At 65.8% G+C, this 17589-nt stretch carries 18 protein-coding genes and 2 pseudogenes; 10 read left to right on the forward strand and 10 right to left on the reverse strand.

Annotation, left to right across the window (positions count from 1 at the left end; genetic code table 11):
• Nucleotides 1–12: 12 nt before the first annotated feature.
• From J3S28_RS20230 to J3S28_RS20240, 3 genes are all read right to left on the reverse strand, one after another.
• Nucleotides 13–1551 (reverse strand): HNH endonuclease signature motif containing protein, encoded by a 1539-nt coding sequence (locus J3S28_RS20230; RefSeq protein ID WP_207842561.1) that lies wholly within the window; start codon nt 1549–1551, stop codon nt 13–15.
• 179 nt (nt 1552–1730) lie between these two features.
• Nucleotides 1731–2906: an aminotransferase-like domain-containing protein gene (locus J3S28_RS20235; RefSeq protein ID WP_372436048.1), complete on the reverse strand. Its 1176-nt coding sequence runs from the start codon at nt 2904–2906 to the stop codon at nt 1731–1733.
• 177 nt (nt 2907–3083) lie between these two features.
• On the reverse strand, nt 3084–4505 hold the full coding sequence (locus J3S28_RS20240) for an NAD(P)H-quinone dehydrogenase (RefSeq protein ID WP_207842562.1): 1422 nt from the start codon (nt 4503–4505) through the stop codon (nt 3084–3086).
• Between the two features lie 128 nt (nt 4506–4633).
• Between J3S28_RS20240 and J3S28_RS20245 the strand changes: the two genes are divergently transcribed.
• Entirely contained in the window at nt 4634–5122 is a 489-nt protein-coding gene (locus J3S28_RS20245) for a gamma-glutamylcyclotransferase family protein (RefSeq protein WP_084838296.1), read from the forward strand.
• 1 nt (nt 5123) lies between these two features.
• Here the strand turns inward: J3S28_RS20245 and J3S28_RS20250 are convergent, their stop codons facing one another.
• The 3 genes from J3S28_RS20250 to J3S28_RS20260 are packed head-to-tail and all read right to left on the reverse strand — an operon-like array spanning nt 5124 to nt 8283.
• Entirely contained in the window at nt 5124–6320 is a 1197-nt protein-coding gene (locus J3S28_RS20250; RefSeq protein ID WP_207842563.1) for a M20 family metallopeptidase, read from the reverse strand.
• Between the two features lie 13 nt (nt 6321–6333).
• Entirely contained in the window at nt 6334–7539 is a 1206-nt protein-coding gene (locus J3S28_RS20255) for a M20 family metallopeptidase (RefSeq protein ID WP_207842564.1), read from the reverse strand.
• Between the two features lie 42 nt (nt 7540–7581).
• Nucleotides 7582–8283 carry an enoyl-CoA hydratase/isomerase family protein gene (locus J3S28_RS20260; protein ID WP_207842565.1) on the reverse strand — a complete coding sequence of 234 codons (702 nt, stop codon included), beginning with the start codon at nt 8281–8283 and terminating at the stop codon, nt 7582–7584.
• 31 nt (nt 8284–8314) lie between these two features.
• Between J3S28_RS20260 and J3S28_RS20265 the strand changes: the two genes are divergently transcribed.
• The 4 genes and pseudogenes from J3S28_RS20265 (at nt 8315) to J3S28_RS20280 (ending at nt 12225) form a co-directional block, all read left to right on the forward strand.
• On the forward strand, nt 8315–9139 hold the full coding sequence (locus J3S28_RS20265) for a purine-nucleoside phosphorylase (protein ID WP_207842566.1): 825 nt from the start codon (nt 8315–8317) through the stop codon (nt 9137–9139).
• 7 nt (nt 9140–9146) lie between these two features.
• Nucleotides 9147–10775: a phospho-sugar mutase gene (locus J3S28_RS20270; RefSeq protein WP_207842567.1), complete on the forward strand. Its 1629-nt coding sequence runs from the start codon at nt 9147–9149 to the stop codon at nt 10773–10775.
• A 26-nt stretch (nt 10776–10801) separates the two neighbouring features.
• Nucleotides 10802–11395 (forward strand): hypothetical protein, encoded by a 594-nt coding sequence (locus J3S28_RS20275; protein ID WP_207842568.1) that lies wholly within the window; start codon nt 10802–10804, stop codon nt 11393–11395.
• A 78-nt stretch (nt 11396–11473) separates the two neighbouring features.
• Nucleotides 11474–12225: pseudogene (locus J3S28_RS20280) on the forward strand (ABC transporter ATP-binding protein).
• Here the strand turns inward: J3S28_RS20280 and upp are convergent.
• Complete coding sequence (upp, locus tag J3S28_RS20285; protein WP_207842569.1) at nt 12218–12841, reverse strand: uracil phosphoribosyltransferase; 624 nt, start codon at nt 12839–12841, stop codon at nt 12218–12220. The pseudogene J3S28_RS20280 and the gene upp overlap by 8 nt on opposite strands.
• A gap of 51 nt (nt 12842–12892) precedes the next feature.
• Between upp and J3S28_RS20290 the strand changes: the two genes are divergently transcribed.
• The 3 genes and pseudogenes from J3S28_RS20290 (at nt 12893) to J3S28_RS20300 (ending at nt 15598) form a co-directional block, all read left to right on the forward strand.
• The gene (locus J3S28_RS20290) at nt 12893–13201 is read left to right on the forward strand and encodes a type VII secretion target (RefSeq protein WP_207842570.1); all 309 of its coding nucleotides are present in this window, start codon (nt 12893–12895) and stop codon (nt 13199–13201) included.
• Nucleotides 13198–14196, forward strand: a pseudogene (locus J3S28_RS28890) (C40 family peptidase); the annotation flags it as partial. The gene J3S28_RS20290 and the pseudogene J3S28_RS28890, both read left to right, overlap by 4 nt.
• Before the next feature lie 28 nt (nt 14197–14224).
• Entirely contained in the window at nt 14225–15598 is a 1374-nt protein-coding gene (locus J3S28_RS20300) for a recombinase family protein (protein WP_207842571.1), read from the forward strand.
• Here the strand turns inward: J3S28_RS20300 and J3S28_RS20305 are convergent.
• From J3S28_RS20305 to J3S28_RS20315, 3 genes are all read right to left on the reverse strand, one after another.
• On the reverse strand, nt 15564–15836 hold the full coding sequence (locus tag J3S28_RS20305) for a DUF3263 domain-containing protein (protein ID WP_237341849.1): 273 nt from the start codon (nt 15834–15836) through the stop codon (nt 15564–15566). The two genes, J3S28_RS20300 and J3S28_RS20305, sit on opposite strands and share 35 nt — an antisense overlap.
• Nucleotides 15830–16282 carry a hypothetical protein gene (locus J3S28_RS20310; protein WP_207842573.1) on the reverse strand — a complete coding sequence of 151 codons (453 nt, stop codon included), beginning with the start codon at nt 16280–16282 and terminating at the stop codon, nt 15830–15832. The genes J3S28_RS20305 and J3S28_RS20310 overlap by 7 nt, the downstream gene beginning before the upstream one ends.
• Before the next feature lie 61 nt (nt 16283–16343).
• Complete coding sequence (locus J3S28_RS20315) at nt 16344–16934, reverse strand: helix-turn-helix domain-containing protein (protein ID WP_207842574.1); 591 nt, start codon at nt 16932–16934, stop codon at nt 16344–16346.
• A gap of 167 nt (nt 16935–17101) precedes the next feature.
• Here J3S28_RS20315 and J3S28_RS20320 point away from each other — a divergent pair, with 167 nt between their 5' ends.
• On the forward strand, nt 17102–17401 hold the full coding sequence (locus tag J3S28_RS20320; protein ID WP_207842575.1) for a helix-turn-helix domain-containing protein: 300 nt from the start codon (nt 17102–17104) through the stop codon (nt 17399–17401).
• Nucleotides 17398–17550, forward strand: a complete 153-nt coding sequence (locus J3S28_RS20325) for a hypothetical protein (RefSeq protein ID WP_207842576.1) — start codon at nt 17398–17400, stop codon at nt 17548–17550. Before J3S28_RS20320 ends, J3S28_RS20325 begins: the two co-directional genes overlap by 4 nt.
• The last annotated feature ends 39 nt before the right edge of the window (nt 17551–17589 follow it).

Below are 17589 nucleotides of genomic sequence, written 5' to 3' on the forward strand. Positions count from 1 at the left end.
TGGTGTGGTGGGCTACTGGTCCTGCTCAGGCGGGTCGGGGTCGTCGCCGAGCTGCGCGGGTGGTGGTGGGAGTTGCAGTTGGCTTTCGCGTTCTCTGAGTGCGGCCTGGCGTTGGGCGAGAATCTCGAGCCACGCCGCCTCCACGCTCTCGTTGACATGGTGGGCACGGTTGACCCGTGGTTTTTGCTCGGGATCGACATACACCGGCGGTATCCACGCCACCCGACCCTTGTCGGGCCCGTCGGTGATCATCACCGTCGCCCACTTACCCGGCCCGATCATCCGATGATGCGGAACACACGCAGGGGTCAGATTGTCCACATCGGTCAGGCCACCGTCGATCCAGGCGAGCACGTGATGGAACTCGGCCCACGTCGCCGGGTTGCGGCACCCCGGATGACTACATCCCCGGTCGCGGGCGATGATCGCCAACCGCTGCCCCAACTGCGCGACCCGCTTGGCCCGCGCGAGATGCAGCACCTGCGCCGAATGATCGGGGAACACCGCCAACCACTTGTCCGACCGCGCCGCCAACTCCAACACATCTTTGACCGGGATATCCACCCCGTTCGCGGTGGTCGCCACCCCCGCTGCCTCGTCGAGTTGCTGCTTGGTCAGCGTGACGATGAGCTGCGCGGGCAACCCCCGATGAGACCTACCCAGCAGATTGCACTCGAGGATCGTCGTCAAAATCGCGGTCAATGCATCGTGGCGACGCTGCCCGACGCTGCGGGTGTCGCGCTGGGCGGCGGCTTCGATCAACTGCGCGTCCTGAGCCGGGTCGTCTTTCGCACCGGAGGGGCTGTCCGGGTCGGCGGGATTGTTCATCCCCGGCGCCGCCCACACATCCATCACCGTCTCGAGCATCGCGTAGGTCTTCGGATCGAGTCGTCCGGTGACGATGGCCATGAAATCCACACCCTGCGACCCCTTCGAGAAGGTCCGCTTGCGGGCCCGATCCACATCATCGGTCAACGACCCGTCCGGATCCACCCGCGCCAAGATGTCGCGACCGGATTCTTTGAGCTCGGTCGGGTCCTTCACCCGCGCGTCCTCGGTCATCCACTGATCGACCACATCGAACACATCCGGGCCGGCCTTCGACGGGATTTCGTTGCGGACATCCAAGATCGCATCGACGTGGGCGAACCCGATCGCCCCTTCCGCCCACGCCGACGCCATCGCCGGACACTTCGGCGGCAACAACTCGCCCTGCAACGAGTGAAACTGCGCGACCGCCTCCATCGCCCGCGTCCGCTCCCCGGTGGCACCTTTGCTGAGCCGCAGCTCTTTTCGTGCGAACCCGAACAGCGATGGATACCCGGCTTTAACAAACGACGACCGATCCGACACCTCGAGCAAACGATCAAGCCCTACGAACTCGAGCTTGCGGGCAATCCGCTCATGCACCCGCACAAGCTCATTGACCTGCACGTCATCAAGATCAGACGAGCCCGCCTCAGCAATCTCCGCCAGCAACACTTCCAACTCGAGATACTTGGCAACCAAAACCGGGACCACCGGCGAATCAGGTGACGACGAGTCAGCCATTCGAAGTCCCCCCAGACCCTCGATCGAACGCTTTCCCCAATCATACCAACAGATTTCGTATCTGTCGAATACTTGTTCGAACAATTCATACGAACCTACAACCGCCCCGCTTACACGCACACGCAGCAGTTACAACCGGCGCGCACGTCTACAAGTGGAGCGAATTCACCTGCCAGGTCCTATCTTCGATCCGACTCCGCGACTGCCACAGCCAGACGCCGGACGCCTTCCGCAAGTTCTTCGGGCGTCAGCGTCGCATAGCTCAACCGTAGGCAGTCGCCGAAATCGGCCTCCACGCCGAACGCAGCGCCGGGCACGTAAGCCACTCCTGCATCGACCGCCTTCGGCAACAATTCGGTCGTGTCGACACCGGGCATGCGCACCCAACAGAACATCCCGCCTTCCGGCTCGGCGAACGTCACCCGTTCGCCGAGTGTGTCCCGCAGCGCCGACGTCAAAGCCGCTGCGCGCGAACCATACTCCTGCCGTATGACTCCGATGTGCTCAGCGAACCACGTCTGATCACCGAGCAGTTCTGCAACCATCAATTGGCTGAATGTGGACCCACACAGATCGGCGCCTTGCCGTAGGCGCTCCACCAACCGGATCACGTCGGGCGGACCACTCATCCACCCCACCCGCAGCGCGGGCGCCAACACCTTGGAGGCGGTGCCCAACAACACCACCCGATCACTGTGCGCAGCAATGGGTTCGCTATCCCGGCCCCTGAACCTGAGTCGGCCATATGGGTCGTCCTCGATGATCAGAAAACCGTACTCATCTGCCAGACGCGCCAACTCGATCCGCGCAGACTCGGAGGCCGACACACCCGCCGGGTTGTGAAAGTTGCTCACCGTGTGGACGATCCGCGGTCGTTCGCCGGCTTCGAGCCATTGACGCAACAACTCGACGTCGACACCATGCGTTGTGATCGGCAGTGCGCGTATCCGAGCGCGCACCGACTGGAAGACCTGCAGCGCACCGACGTACACGGGATCATCGACCACCACCAGATCGCCGGGATTCACCAGAGCGTGCGCCAGCAAGAACAGCGCCTGCTGCGATCCATGCGTCAGCAGCACACGCTCCACATCTGATGATCCGACGTAGTCGGCAACAACCTCGCGACACGACATCACGCCGGCGCTCACCGTGTACTGCAACGCGGCCGGATCGGCGCTCACGCGCGCCGCGGTGTCAGAGATCCGCTGCGCGGGAATGAGTTCGGTCGCAGGTAGACCGCCGGCCAGACTGAGGACGTCCGGCTGCTCGGTCAGTTTCAGCAGATCACGGATGGCCGAGCCGCGGACGTTGGCCAATGCGTGGGACGGCGCGTATGCAGAATCAAGCTTGATCACAACCACACTCCAGAAGAAGACGACAGAATTACGACAGAAGGTGATGAGTGTGGTCACCGAACAACGGCCCAGGTGTACGCCGCTACAAGCAGGCTAACCTCGGCTGTTCGAAATATGAAATGGTCATCCCGCTAGTTGGGAATCGTGAGCGAATGAAGAAATACGCGGGCGGCGTCAGTCCAGGTCGTCGTGCCGAACCAACTGCCGGGCCGCCTCGGTCACCGATCCGGACAGGGACGGGTACACCGAGAACGTCTGGGCCAGATCGCTCACCATCAACTTGTTCTGCACCGACAACGCGATAGGCAGAATCAGTTCGGACGCGTTGGGCGCGACCACGACTCCGCCGATCACCACACCGGTCGCAGGCCGGCAGAAGATCTTGACGAATCCTCGTCGCAGACCACTCATCTTGGCGCGTGGGTTGGTCGCCAACGGCAACATCACGGTCCTCGCCGGGTACTCGCCGGAGTCGATGGCCGCCTGGGTCACTCCGACGGTCGCGATCTCCGGACGAGTGAAGATCGCGGACGCGACTGTCTTGAGCTTGATCGGGGTCACGCCCTCACCGAGCGAGTGGTACATCGCGATGCGGCCCTGCATCGCCGCAACCGACGCCAGCGGAAGCAAGCCCGTGCAGTCGCCGGCTGCGTAGATCCCGGGGATCGATGTCCGCGACACTCGGTCCACCTGCAGGTAGCCACCGCGTGCCAATTCGATGCCCACAGCTTCCAAGCCGAGTCCATCGGTGTTCGGTACGGAGCCCACCGTCATCAGACAATGCGACCCCTCGACCGTCCGCCCGTCCGCGAGATGCACGATCACACCGTCGGTGGTCCGCTCGACCCGGTCGGCACGGGCATGTTTGACGAGCTTGACCCCACGCTCAGCGAGCACGTCCTCGAGAACCAGGGCCGCGTCCTCGTCCTCGCCCGGCAGTACTCGGTCGCGACTGGACACCATCGTCACCTGCACACCGAGCTCGGTGTACGCGTGCACGAACTCGGCACCCGTCACGCCGGAGCCGACCACGACGAGATGCTCGGGGAAGTCGCTCAGGTCGTACATCTGACGCCAGTTCAGAATTCGCTCACCGTCCGGCTCGGCACCGGGCACGACACGCGGCGACGCGCCGGTGGCGACCAACACCACATCCGCCTCGAGAATCTCCTCCGGGCCGTCGGTGCCGTCCGGCTCGAACGGGGTGGCCACCACGCGGTGCCTGGCGGCGAACCCGACCTCGGGTTCGGTCAGCCGACCGCGCCCGTGAACGATCCGGACGCCCTCGGTGAGGAGCCTGGACCGGATGTCCGAGGACTGCGCGAAAGCAAGGTCCCGGACGCGTTCGTGGATCTGCGGCAGCGACACCAGCGCGCCGTCGTATTTCAGGTTGATCCCCAGGTCAACAGCTCTACGCACTTCGGTCCGGATCCCCGCCGAGGCGATGAACGTCTTGGACGGAACGCAGTCCCACAACACACAGGCGCCGCCCATACCGTCGCTGTCGACCACGGTGATGTCAGCGCCGTAGCTGGCCGCGGCGAGGGCCGCTTCGTAGCCGGCCGGTCCTCCGCCGATGATCACGATCTTTGTCATGTCAGGTCAACTCCCTGGGGTGTCGGATGGGCCTGATGGGCTGTCGGCGGGGGTGTCGCCACGTGTCGAATCTAGTCGATCGCCGTTCCCACTTTCCCGATGGGGAGCAGACCATCTAGGCTCCTCCCGTGCCGATTTATGCCGCGTACGGATCAAACATGCACCCCGAGCAGATGCTCGAGCGGGCTCCACACTCTCCGATGGCGGGAACAGGGTGGCTGTACGGATGGCGGCTGACCTTCGGCGGCGGCGACATCGGCTGGGAAGGTGCGCTTGCCACAGTCACCGAAGACCGTGACGACCCCGACGCCCGCGTCTTCGTGGTGCTCTACGACGTCACCGAGGACGACGAGGGCAGCCTCGACCGCTGGGAGGGATCCGAACTCGAGATCCACCGCAAGATCCGGGCGCGCATCCACACCGCGAACGGCCCGGTCCTGGCGTGGCTGTATGTGCTCGACGCGTTCGAGGGCGGTCTGCCCTCAGCCCGGTATCTCGGAGTGATGGCCGAGGCCGCCGAGATTGCCGGAGCCCCGGACGACTACGTGCACCAACTCCGCCTGCGCGAATCCCGGAACGTCGGTCCCGGCCCGGAATCTCCCTCGGCGGAATCCTGACCTATCGGGCGTGTAAGCCCGCCTGTAAGACGACCCCCGCGAGCGTCCGCACCCCGACGGCCAACGCCCGTTCGTCGAGGTCGAAGTTCGGCTGGTGCAGATCGACCTGCGGACCGTGTCCGCTCCATACACCCAACCGCGCCATCGCTCCCGGAACGTTCTCGAGGTACCAGGAGAAGTCCTCACCCCCACCGGATTGTGGGGTGTCCGCCAGCGCATTCGGTCCCACGGAAGTGATTGCCTGACTCAGTAGTTCGGTCGACACCGCATCGTTGACCACCGGCGGCACACCGCGCTTGTAGATGAGGTCGTAGCGAACACTCAGCGGCGCGAGCAACCCCGCGATGATCTCGCGCACCAGCGGTTCGAGCAACGCCCACGTCGCGTGGTCCCCGGTGCGGACGGTGCCGCGCAGACGACCCTCCTGCGGGATCGCGTTGGGGGCATCGCCGGCGTTCGCCGCGCCCCACACCATCACGGTGCTGGTCCGCGGGTCGATTCGGCGGGACAAGACGCCCGGCAGCCCGGTGATCACCGTGCCCATGGCGTAGACCAAATCAGCGGTCAGATGTGGCCGCGAGGTGTGCCCACCCGGCGAATGCAGAACCACCTCAACGTGGTCGGCGGCAGAGGTGATCGGGCCTGCGCGCAGTCCGACCTTGCCCACCTCGAGCTTCGGGTCGCAGTGCAACGCATAGAACTGCGAAACACCCCTGGTGACACCCGCGGTCACCGCGTCGAGCGCCCCACCTGGCATCACTTCCTCGGCCGCCTGGAACACCAATCGCACGCCGATGGGAAGGTCCCCCATGGACGCCAAAGCCTTGGCGACGCCGAGCAGGATGGCGGTGTGCCCGTCATGCCCACAGGCGTGCGAGACACCCTCGACAGTGGACGAGAACGGCAGCCCCGTCATCTCGGCGATCGGCAGCGCATCCATGTCTGCGCGGAGGCCCACCAAGGGCCCCGCCGGTCCGATGTCGCAGACGACGCCGACGCCTTGCGGGAGTACCCGCGGCGACAATCCAGCCTTCTGCAGCTCGTCGACCACCACCTGGGTGGTCCGCAACTCACCCCGAGACAGCTCCGGGTGCACATGGAGATCACGGCGCCAGGCCACCAACTGCGCGCTGTTCTCGCCGATCCAGTTGTCCAGCTCTTTCAGAAACCGTTCCGAATCCACTACTTGCCCACTCATTTTCTGTACACATTCATCGTCTGTTGCCCGCTGTCTGCGGTTGTCCACCCGTTCGTTGTTCGTGCGCCTGCAGCAATTCGTCGCGCAACACCGGATCGAGCGCTGCGTGCACCGCGGTCGCGGTCAGCGCCACTGCCCCGTCGACGACGGCCCGATCCGCCGACGCCGACGCCGCCGCAGTCGCGAACTCGATCTCGTGCGTCCCGGCCCCACCGCTGTCGATCCCGATCAGCGGGTGGATGACCGGCATCACGTGACTGACGTTGCCCATGTCAGTACTCCCGAGAGGCCGAACCCCTTCGAGTCCGGCCGGAATCACGGGTCGGCCCAATTCGACGATCGCTTCGCGATAAGCGGACAACAGTCGAGGATCCTGCCGCAATTCGAGGTAGGTCGGTGACACCGTCGCCACTTCGTAGGAGCACCCGGTCGCCATCGCACCGGCCGCAAAGCACCCCTCCGCACGTTCCCGCAGATCGTCGAGCGACTGCCGGTCACGTGCCCTGAGGTAATAGAGCAGTTCACTGTGTCCGGCAACAATATTCGGGGCGCGACCACCATCGCTGACGATGCCGTGCAGTTGTTGCCCGGATTTCAGATGCTGACGCAACAGTCCCAGCGACACCTGCGCGACCGTCAAGGCGTCTGCCGCATTGCGACCGCGCTCGGGGGCGGCGGCAGCATGTGATTCGAGGCCGGTGTAGCGGATCGCCAGGTCAGCGAGTGCGAGTGAACTGGCGGCGATCTCATCCGCGCGACCGGGATGAACCATCATCGACATGGCCACCGGATCGAACACTCCGGCCTCGGTCATCACGATCTTGCCGCCACCGGTCTCCTCAGCGGGTGTACCCAGCACGAGCACCGTGATGCCCAACTCGTCGGCGATCTCGGCCAGACCGCGGGCGGCACCCACGGTCATCGCGGCGATCATGTTGTGCCCGCAGGCGTGGCCCATCCCGGGCAGGGCGTCGTACTCCGCACACAGACCGATGACCAGGTCTCCGGAGCCGTACGAGGCCGTGAACGCGGTGGGCAGATCGGCCACCGCCGGCGTCACCTCGAACCCGTACCCGGCGAGCAGCTCGGATACCTTCGCGACGCTGCGATGCTCCTCGAACGCCAACTCGGGTTCGGAATGCAGTGAATGCGACAACTCGACCAGGTCGCCGGCGATCGTGCGCACCGCACGTTCGCCTCGCCGCCTGATGTCAGTCATCAGGTCATTCTCCCACTCTGCGCCACGCGTGGTCGGTTCGAGTCAACCGAGCAACGACGGCGGCGTCGGCCGCTCGAGATCTGCCAGCAGCGGTGCTCGCAGACCCTTCTTGATCAGCGCGAGAGTCGGACCCGCGACGGCAGCGCGACCTGCGACGATGTCGGTGGCCGCGGGCAGGAGCTGGTCGATGTCCACAGCGTGCTCGACGATCCCGGCCTGAGCGGCGTCGGCGCCGCCGTAGCGCCGACCGGTGGTCATGGCCTCGGTCACCGTCGAATCAGGCAGCCGAACCCGCAGCAGCGAGGCCATGCCCGTCGTGAAAGGCATTCCGAGCAGAATCTCTGGAAGGGACCAGAAACCACGCTCGGTACGCATGATCCGATGGTCGGCACACAGGGCAAGCATGGCCCCGGCACCGAAGGCGTGTCCGTTGATGGCTGCGACCGTGGGGATGGGCAGGGTCAGGACGCGCGCGTACAGCGCGTGGACGCGGTCGAGGTAGGCGGGCAGCTTGTCCCCGTTGGCCGCGATGTAGTCGACGTCGAGCCCGTTCGAGAAGAACTTCCCGGTGGCGGTGATCACGAGCGCGCCCGGCGCACTCTCGACAACCTGATCGAGCTGGGCGTTCACGGTGTCGAGCCAGTCGATCCCGAACCTGTTCTCCGGATTGGTCTCGTCGAGTTCGGCGCCCTCTGCACCGAGATACAGGGTGTGTACAGCGTCATTGGTGGTCACGTACGGCATGGAGCGACCATATCGTCTTATGGTTGTGACCATGCCAGAGCAAGGTTCATACGTAGATCCGACGACCGACCCCGCGCGTGCCGCCCAGGCGGCTGCCGACGCCATCGCCGCAGCAACGGGTGCAGCGAGCCACGACGTGGCCGTGGTCCTCGGCTCGGGGTGGGCTCCGGCGGCCGCCGCCCTGGGAACGCCTGCTGCCAGTGTTCCGATGGCCGAGTTGCCCGGATTCACTCCCCCGAGCGCCGAGGGGCACTCGGGGACAGTTCATTCCCTGCGGATCGGTGGCCGGTCGGTACTCGTCCTACTCGGCAGAACCCATGCCTACGAAGGACATCCGCTCGCGAGCGTGGTGCACGCGGTCCGCACCGCCGCCGCCTCCGGTGTCGGCACACTGATCTTGACCAATGCTGCGGGCGGCCTGCGGGATGACATGTCCGTCGGACAGCCAGTACTGATCAGTGATCACCTCAACCTGACAGCGCGGTCTCCCTTGGCCGGTGCACAATTCGTCGATCTGGTCGATGCTTATTCACCACGCCTGCGACAGATCGCACAGAGCGTCGACCCGTCGTTGGCCGAGGGGGTCTACGCGGGTCTGCCCGGCCCGCACTACGAGACCCCGGCCGAGATCAAGATGCTACGAGTGCTCGGAGCGGATCTCGTCGGGATGTCGACGGTTCACGAGACGATCGCCGCTCGAGCGGAAAAGCTTGATGTACTCGGTATCTCGCTGGTCACCAATCTGGCGGCCGGCATCACCGGTGAACCGCTCGACCACGAGGAAGTGCTCGCGGTGGGACGCTCGTCGGCGACCCGGATGGGCCACCTGCTCGCGCAAGTCATCGAACAGATCTGAGCCGGCGATGACCGATGAGCAGGTAGAGGCGTGGATCGACGCGGACCCCGACCCCAGGACGCAGACCGAGTTGCGCACACTCGACGCAGAATCGCTCGCCGAACGCTTCTCGGACACCCTGCATTTCGGTACTGCGGGCCTGCGGGGTCCGGTGCGGGCCGGACCGGCGGGCATGAACGTCGCGGTGGTCAGCGGCGCCACCGCTGGTGTCGGGCAGTGGCTGATCGATCACGGCCACCGCGGCGGTTCTGTCGTCGTCGGCCGCGACGCCAGGCATGGGTCTGAAGACTTCTTCGCGGCGACGACGCAAGTTCTTGCGGCGCAGGGTTTCGACGTGATCGCGCTTCCCGAACCCGGCCCGACACCGCTCGTCGCCTTCGCTGTCCGCGACCTCGGCGCGGCCGCGGGTATCCAGATCACGGCGTCGCACAATCCACCTGGGGACAACGGCTACAAGGTCTACCTGGAAGAGGGTGCTCAGCTCGTCCCTCCGGCAGACGCCGAGATCGAGCAACTCATCACCAGGGTGGGGCCCGCGAAGGACATCCCCCGGGTCGCGGTCGGCGCAGACAGCCGAGCCCGCGCCAACGTCGACCGCTACCTCGCGCGCCTGGTCACCAGGTTCGGGAGCCGGGAGCGGCGTCGTATCCGCGTCGCACTGACGGCCATGCACGGCGTCGGCGGGGACATCGCCGTACAGGCGTTGCGGGAGTGCGGGTTCCACGATGTCACCGTCGTCGGCTTGCAACACAGCCCCGATCCCGACTTCCCCACCGCGGCGTTTCCGAACCCCGAGGAGCCAGGCGCGTCCGATCTCCTCCTCGACCTCGCCAGGGACGTGGACGCCGACCTCGCGATCGCGCTCGACCCCGATGCCGACCGGTGTGCTGTCGGCGCCTACGTGGACGGTGCATGGCGGATGCTCACCGGTGACGAGACCGGCGCACTGCTCGGCGCGGAGATCCTCGACGAACACCGCGACGAGAACGCCCTGGTCGCCAGCACGATCGTGTCGGGAACATTGCTCGGCAAAATCGCGGCTGCCTCAGGGGCACGTCACGTCACCACGTTGACTGGTTTCAAGTGGCTGGTCCGTGCCGGCGACGGACTGGTCTACGCGTACGAGGAGGCGATCGGCCATTGTGTGGACCCGGAGGCGGTCCGGGACAAAGACGGCATCAGTGCTGCCATCGCGCTCTGCGTGCTCGCGGAGCGGCTTGCCGGGCAGGGCGAGGGCCTGGGCGACCGTCTCGACTACCTGTTCACGCAGTTCGGAGTGCACGCCACCGGCCAGTACTCCCTACGGGTCGACGATCTGAGCCGCATCACCGACATCATGAATGCACTGCGCACCACTCCGCCCGCCGACGTGGCCGGCATCGCCGTGACCGCGGAGGACCTCCTGGACCGGCCCGTCCCGGCGGCCACCGACGCGGTGCAGTTCACCGGCTCGACAGAACACGAGCAGGTCAGGGTCATCGCGCGCCCGTCCGGCACGGAACCCAAGTTGAAGTTCTATCTGGAGGTTGCCGTAGCACCCGGCTCACCGCTGACCCAGGCAAAGTCGACGGCGCACGCACGGCTGAGACAACTCACCGCGCAGGTGGCCGAGTTCAGCCTGTCCGTCGGCCGCTGAGTGGGGGGCATCGGTAGGGTGAGCCCGTGAGTGGCAGCTACCAACCGACACCGCCGCCGAGATCACCGTGGTCGTCTCCGGTGGTCATCGGCGCGATCGTGGCCGGCGCGGTGGTGCTGGCCGTCGCCGTGCTGTTGGGCTTCCTGCTGATCCCTTCCGACAAGGACGACACCGCGAGCGCGAGTAGCAGTGTCACGCAGCCGACGTCCACCATCACGATGTCGCCTTCGACCGGAGTCCCGACCAGCACGCTCACCCCGACACAAACCACGACGACCACGACCCCGAATCTGCCCAACCCGGATGTCCCCGGCGCCGATGGTCAGGGCTTCCTCAGCGGGCCACGGTGCAACGCTGCCGGTGATCCGGCGGTGATGATCGGACAGACCAATCGGTCGAAAGTCGTTGTCTGCCAGGTCGGCAACCAGACCGGTCGTTACTATTACAAAGGTCTCGCCGACGGCGGCGCCATCGAGATCCAGTACCCGACCCGCTCGGGCAACCTGTTCACCGCGGTGAACGTCGACACCACCTACCTCGTCGACAGCTCGTCGCTCACCATCACCCGAGGGGGTTCGGTGCTGGCTGCCGAACCCATGATCTACTACTGGACCAACTGAACCTTGAACGCCACAGCCGATGAACGGTCGAGTGCCGGTTCGCTTCGTCCCACAGGTGAGGTCCTTCACGTTGCCCACATCGACGTGGTGCGGGGAGGACGATACCTGTTGCGCGACATCAGTTTCACCGTCAAGGCGGGCGAACACTGGGCGCTGCTGGGTCCCAACGGTGCCGGGAAATCAACCCTGCTGAACATCCTCGGGCATTCGGGCACCCGACCCGCGGCACCGTCGACGTACTGGGGCGCAGGTTGGGCCGGGTCGACATGCGCGAGTTGCGTACCCATATCGGGCACGTCGATCCGAGACATCGCCTCGACCTACCGTTGACGGCTCACGATGTGGTGCTCACCGGACTGACGAACACTCCAGAACTAGACCATCGACGCGATTACATCGACGTCGAACATCGGCATGCCGACGAACTTCTCGAGCTGTTGGGCATGACCGACAGACGAACCTCTGTCTGGACCACCATGAGTCAGGGTGAACGCGGACGAACACTCATCGCCAGGGCATTGATGGCCAGGCCGTCGCTGATCCTGCTCGACGAACCCGCCACGGGTCTGGATCTGGCCGCCCGCGAACAACTCCTGACCAGCGTCGATCAACTGCGCCGCGAGGTTCCGGACCTGGCGAGTGTGCTGGTCACCCACCACCTCGAGGATCTTCCAGCGAGCACCAGTCACGCGCTGTTGCTCCGCGACGGCGAATCAGTGGTCCAGGGCCACGTCGACGACGCCCTGACCTCGGCAACCATCACGAAATGCTTCGATCATCCCGTGCAGGTGCGCCGCGACGGAGGCCGCTGGGCCGCACGCTCTACCTAGGACCGAACTGGCGATCTCCCGCATCACCGAGACCCGGTGTGATGTAGGCGACCTCATTGAGGCCATCGTCGATGGCCGCGGTCACGAGTCGAACGGGATATCCGGAATTTTCGAGCGCAGCAACGCCTTCGGGCGCCGCGACGACGCACACCGCGGTGATGTCGGTGGCTTTGCGCGAGACCAGCAACTCGATCGTGTGCAGCATCGAACCGCCGGTTGCGAGCATCGGGTCGAGAACGAAAACCGGCTGGCCGGTCAGATCGTCCGGCAGGGACTCCAGGTAAGGCACCGGCTCCCGGGTCTCTTCGTTCCGGGCGATCCCCACGAATCCGACGTTCGCCTCCGGAACCATCGCGTGTGCCTGCTCGACCATCCCCAGTCCGGCTCTCAGCACCGGGACGAGCAGGGGCGGCGACGCCAGCTTCACCCCGGTCGTCGAGACCACGGGTGTCGTGATCGGCACCTCGGTCACCGGCGCGCCGATCAACGCCTCGTAGATGAGCATCTGGGTGAGATCGGACAGCGCGCCGCGAAAAGCCGCATTACCGGTGGTCTCGTCGCGGAGGGTGGTCAGCCTGGCGGCGGCCAGTGGATGGTCAACTGCTCGGATCTGCATGGACTCACCTTACGAGGGAACCGACACCCCCGACCACCGCGTCGTATGCACATGAGTTCGGTCTCCGTTGATCCCGCCGCCCTGACCACCGCTGCTGCCGGCACCCGCTCGGTCGCAGCCGACATCGCCGCCCAGGCCCTCGCCGGCCGCGTCGACGCGTCCGTGCTGACGCCGACGTTCGGCCTCATCGGAGCCGAGTTCACCGCGGCCGCGGTGATGGTTACCGACCGGCACTGCCGGAAGATCGACGATCTGGCCACGAGGATGGCAGCGCTTGGCCAAGGTCTCGCGGACGCCGTCGACACCTACACCGGCGCAGACGACACCAACTCCGCACAGATCGCGGCGATCCAGCGATGATCCCGATCGAATTGCTCATCATCCCGTTGCGGGCCCTTCTTGCCGCATTGGGCACCGGAGAGTTGCCCGCAGGCGTCCCCGCGGTCCAGTTGCGTTCTACTGCAACTGTTCTCGATGACGCCCGCAACCGGCAGGTTCGCATCAATAGCGAACTCGAACCCGCCTGGTCGGGGGTGGGTGCCGCCCGCGCGACCTCGGTTCTGGAGCGCGCAGTCGTCGATACGGCAGACTTCTCCGACAACAGCACCGATATCGCCGACGTCATCGAGTCCGCGGGTGAAAAAGTTCGCCTGGCCGCAGGCGAACTGCAGGCGATACTCGACTCGTTCGTCGCCGTCGCCGCAGCCATGGGTCCGGCCCTCTACACACCGGCGGGTCTCGCGGCCATCATTCCGGTAGCCATGGCACATCTGCAACGCGGCATCGATGTCGTCGAGCGCACCCGTACCGAACTCAAAGCCGACACCGACCGGCTACTGGCCATCGGCCGCACCACCGCACCGGCGGAGTCGGACTCCGTCGACGCCCAGCTCGCCCGTGTCGGTACCGAACTGGGCAATCTGGGCAACGCCGCGTTCGGTCCGGTACAGACCGCGGCTGACACCACCGGATCCGACGCCGGCGAGGACCCGGCGCGCACCGTGCCGGCCGGACTGACGGCAACCAACCCGGGCGGCACCGAGGTCGCGATCACCTTGCCCGACGGTTCGGTCGCGTACGCACCCAATGAGCGCGCAGCCAAAGCAGTCCGGGCAGCGCTCAGCCAGCAGGGTGTGCCCTACGTCTGGGGAGGTACATCTCCTGGGCAAGGGCTCGACTGCAGCGGGCTCACGCAGTGGGCTTATCGGGAAGCCGGCGTCGAGCTGCCCCGGTTGGCGCAGGAACAGGACACCGCCGGGGTGCAGGTGGCACAGGCCGATCTACAGCCCGGCGATCTCGCTGTGTGGTCCGGACATGTCGCCATGTACGTCGGCAACGGACAGATGGTGGAGGCTGTCAGTCACTACCGGTACCTTTCCGACCATGCGCGCAGTGATCTACACCCGAGTGAGCAACGACGACTCCGGCCGGTCCCGATCGACCGAAGACCAGGAGCGCGAATGCCGCGCCCTCTGCGAGACACACGGCTGGTCAGTCGCCGAAGTTCTCTGCGACAACGACATCGGCGCGTCACGGTGGTCAGGCAAGGATCGCCCCGCCTACCGACAACTCACCAAGGTCCTGCGCAAAGGCGACGTGCTGGTCACCTGGGAGGCCTCGCGAGCACAGCGCGACCTCGAGGCGTACGTCCAGCTGCGCGACCTGTGCGCCCAGCGCGGCGTTCAGTGGTGCTACTCCGGGCGGATTTATGACCTGTCCGACGGCGACGACCGATTCTCGACCGGCCTTGACGCGCTGATGGCCGAGAAGGAGGCCGAGCAGCTCCGCACCCGAGTACTCCGCGGCAAGCGCGCCGCCGCCCTGGCAGGCCGGCCGAACGGGTTCCCGCCCTACGGCTACCGGATCGTGCGCGACCCTGTCTCCGGCCGGACGCTCACTTGGGAGCTGGACCCAGAACCGGCCATGGTCATCGAGGAGGTGTCCCAGCGGGTGCTCGGCGGCGAGTCGTTGTTCGCGATCGCCCGTGAGCTGACGATGCGGAAGGTGCCGGCGCCGACGAAGACCGGCGAGTGGCTGCCACGCCGGATGCGGCTGATGCTCCTCACGCCGAGCTACGCCGGACTCCGAGTCCATCAGGGCAAGGTCATCGGCAAGGGCGTGTGGCCGGCGCTCATCACCGAAGAGGAGCACCTGCAGCTGACAGCAATCCTCACGGACCCCTCGCGGGTCACCTCGTCGAGCTCGGCCACCAAGCACCTGCTGACTGGTATCGCCCGCTGCGGTGTGTGTGGCAGCGTCGTCCGGTACTTCGGGCCGAAGTCGCTGAAGACCCCGACGTACCAGTGCGAGGCGAACTCGTGCGTGCGCCGACGGACCGATCTCGTCGACGAGCTGGTGGTTGAGAACCTCCTCGCTCGCCTCGAGGCGCTCGACCCGGACGACATTGACACCACCAACGTTGACGCCGTCGAAGCCATGCGCGAGGCCCGCCAGCTCCGTGCCCGCCTCGAGGCCTTCGCCGATCAAGCGGCCGACGGCGCGCTCACCGCGGCGTCGCTCGCCCGAGTGGAGGCGAAGCTGCTCCCCCAGATCGCTGCGGCCGAGCGCCGCGCCTCGGTCTCGCAGCATCCGATCATCGGCCACATGGCCGGCCCCGACGCGCGCAGCACATGGGAGACGCTGGACATCCTGCCTCGTCGCGAACTGGTGCGGGTGATGATGACGGTGACCATCAACAAGTCGACCGTCGGCACGCGCCGGTTCAGTCCCGCTGACGTTCCGATTGCATGGAAGTGATCATGGCGTTGCGGGCGCGGCGCGCGGTGGTGCGCTGCGAGCGGACCCGCTTGAGCCTGTTCACCAGGATCGGGTCGTGGGCGAGGGCCTGCGGGTCGTCCAGGATCTGATTGAGCCGCTGGGCGTAGCGCGTCGCGCTTATGCCGAACTCCTCCCGAATCGCGTTCTCCTTGCTGCCCGAGTGGCGCCACCACTTCTTCTCGAACTCGAGGATCGCCAGGGCCTGTTCACTCAGCATGCGTAGGTCCATTCGCCGTCCAGTCGATTCTCCAGCTCGGCCACCTCGATGGGGGTGAGCGCGTTCATGCGGAACGTGAACGTCGGGACGTCGACCCACAGCTCTTCGGCGAGCTGCTCCGCGCTCCCGTGACGATGCCAGCGGAAGGCGTCGACGAGCTGCTCGATTGTGATCAGCCTTCGAGTCGCAATGTCGTTGACGATCGCCTCCTCGCGCCGGACCGCGACCAGGCCCTCGGGCAGTGGCCCACGCTCCACGTGCACCAGCTCGTGCGTGAGGGTGCAGCGCCGCTCGGCCTGGGTCAGCGTTGAACAGAGCCAGATCCGCCGGCCTCGCGAGAAGCCCATGCGGGTGGCGTGCAGCTCGTGCTGGCAACTCACCACGACCTCGGGATGGTGGTCGCGCAGATGGCGCCAGGGGTGCCAGCGGATCGCGGTCTGACTCATGACGATGAACGTAAAGGGCATGTCCGACAGAAGATGTCGGTCACCAGGAACTACACCCGTGTCATTCGTCGGGGGTCGGCTTGCCTTTGCGGTAGCCAGGTGGGGTTTCGCGGGCAGCTAGGCCGAAATCGGAAGGCGATGGAGGGGCATCGTCCTGGCTGCCAAGTCGCCCTTCCGTGAGGTCCGACAGGCGCGCAGGCCCGACCGCCTCCACGGCGAGGAGTTCGACCTGGAGCGCCATAATCAGCGCGTTCTGCATCAACACGTCCAGATCGCCAGGCGACATCCTGCGATGGTTCCCATGGGCCAATGGATTACGAACCGACCTGGCGATCTGGGCAAGTTGCGCGAGATGCGCAGCGCTTACTTGGACCAGCTCATCCGAGGTCACCTCACCGCCGAGCACCCGTGTGGAAAGTGGAGTCGGAGTACCGCCGGCAAGCACCCTCTGCGCGCTCCCCTCCTCCCACCTCAACGCCCGGTCTAGCTTGCGCTGGGTCACGGCACCCACGGTCTCCGCAGCACCATTCTCAATCCCGGTGAGCGTGCTGTTCGACGGGCCGCCGTTCTGCCATACGTCGATCTGGCTCATGTTGAGCTCTCGACGGCGGGCAGCTACAGCTTCACCCAGCTTGGCAACGTTCGGTTTCATGCCCCTGAGCGTGCCGGAAAGTTTTGGCAAACCCAAGCACCAAAAGGCAAACCTCACGGATGTGCTTTGAACAGGCATGGGACTAACACCCTTGTGATTCTGCAGCTAGAAGAAGTTTTCCAAGTTTAATCCTTGGATTGTGCTTGGGTTTGCCGTAGCTTTAAAGCATGACCAAGGCGCAATCCAAGTATGAGGCGGCACGCAAACTGCGCACTCCCCCTCACGTGTCGATCCGCACATTGCGGGTTGTCTCGGGTCTCACGCTCGACCAACTGATCGGCCGCATGCAGGAGGCCACAGGCCGTTCGTTCTCGCGCGGCGCGATGTCGGCAATCGAGAGCGGCCTGCGCGGCGCCTCCGCCGAAGTGGTCGAAGCGCTCGAGCTGGCTTACGGCCTGGAACCGGGCGCCATCGACACGAACTACGAGCGCCGCGCGAGCACTGCCGCGGCGCGGGTGCCGGCATGAGCAACGCCGACGTCCACGAGGAGATCCGCGCCGCGGCCCGTGCCAATGCCAAGCGCGCTCCGGACTTCTTCACCACCGAGCAGCGAGAGGTTCTCGCGCGGACGTTCGTCCCGGCGCTGCGCCGAGTCCGCGAGTCGAAGGCCTCATGACTTCCGCGCCGCCTGGGGATGGGCGGCGCGGGACCAACC

Origin of the sequence: Williamsia soli (genome assembly GCF_017377795.1) — a bacterium.
GTDB classification, from domain to species: domain Bacteria; phylum Actinomycetota; class Actinomycetes; order Mycobacteriales; family Mycobacteriaceae; genus Williamsia; species Williamsia soli.

What these genes read in the sequence shown, in the direction of transcription:
- J3S28_RS20230 (WP_207842561.1), bottom strand. Translation starts at nt 1,551, where the DNA reads ATGGCTGACTCGTCGTCACCTGATTCGCCGGTGGTCCCGGTTTTGGTT.
- J3S28_RS20240 (WP_207842562.1), bottom strand. Translation starts at nt 4,505, where the DNA reads ATGACAAAGATCGTGATCATCGGCGGAGGACCGGCCGGCTACGAAGCG.
- J3S28_RS20250 (WP_207842563.1), bottom strand. Translation starts at nt 6,320, where the DNA reads ATGAGTGGGCAAGTAGTGGATTCGGAACGGTTTCTGAAAGAGCTGGAC.
- J3S28_RS20255 (WP_207842564.1), bottom strand. Translation starts at nt 7,539, where the DNA reads ATGACTGACATCAGGCGGCGAGGCGAACGTGCGGTGCGCACGATCGCC.
- J3S28_RS20260 (WP_207842565.1), bottom strand. Translation starts at nt 8,283, where the DNA reads ATGCCGTACGTGACCACCAATGACGCTGTACACACCCTGTATCTCGGT.
- J3S28_RS20265 (WP_207842566.1), top strand. Translation starts at nt 8,315, where the DNA reads ATGCCAGAGCAAGGTTCATACGTAGATCCGACGACCGACCCCGCGCGT.
- J3S28_RS20270 (WP_207842567.1), top strand. Translation starts at nt 9,147, where the DNA reads ATGACCGATGAGCAGGTAGAGGCGTGGATCGACGCGGACCCCGACCCC.
- upp (WP_207842569.1), bottom strand. Translation starts at nt 12,841, where the DNA reads ATGCAGATCCGAGCAGTTGACCATCCACTGGCCGCCGCCAGGCTGACC.
- J3S28_RS20290 (WP_207842570.1), top strand. Translation starts at nt 12,893, where the DNA reads ATGAGTTCGGTCTCCGTTGATCCCGCCGCCCTGACCACCGCTGCTGCC.
- J3S28_RS20300 (WP_207842571.1), top strand. Translation starts at nt 14,225, where the DNA reads ATGCGCGCAGTGATCTACACCCGAGTGAGCAACGACGACTCCGGCCGG.
- J3S28_RS20305 (WP_237341849.1), bottom strand. Translation starts at nt 15,836, where the DNA reads ATGCTGAGTGAACAGGCCCTGGCGATCCTCGAGTTCGAGAAGAAGTGG.
- J3S28_RS20310 (WP_207842573.1), bottom strand. Translation starts at nt 16,282, where the DNA reads ATGAGTCAGACCGCGATCCGCTGGCACCCCTGGCGCCATCTGCGCGAC.
- J3S28_RS20315 (WP_207842574.1), bottom strand. Translation starts at nt 16,934, where the DNA reads ATGAAACCGAACGTTGCCAAGCTGGGTGAAGCTGTAGCTGCCCGCCGT.
- J3S28_RS20320 (WP_207842575.1), top strand. Translation starts at nt 17,102, where the DNA reads ATGACCAAGGCGCAATCCAAGTATGAGGCGGCACGCAAACTGCGCACT.
- J3S28_RS20325 (WP_207842576.1), top strand. Translation starts at nt 17,398, where the DNA reads ATGAGCAACGCCGACGTCCACGAGGAGATCCGCGCCGCGGCCCGTGCC.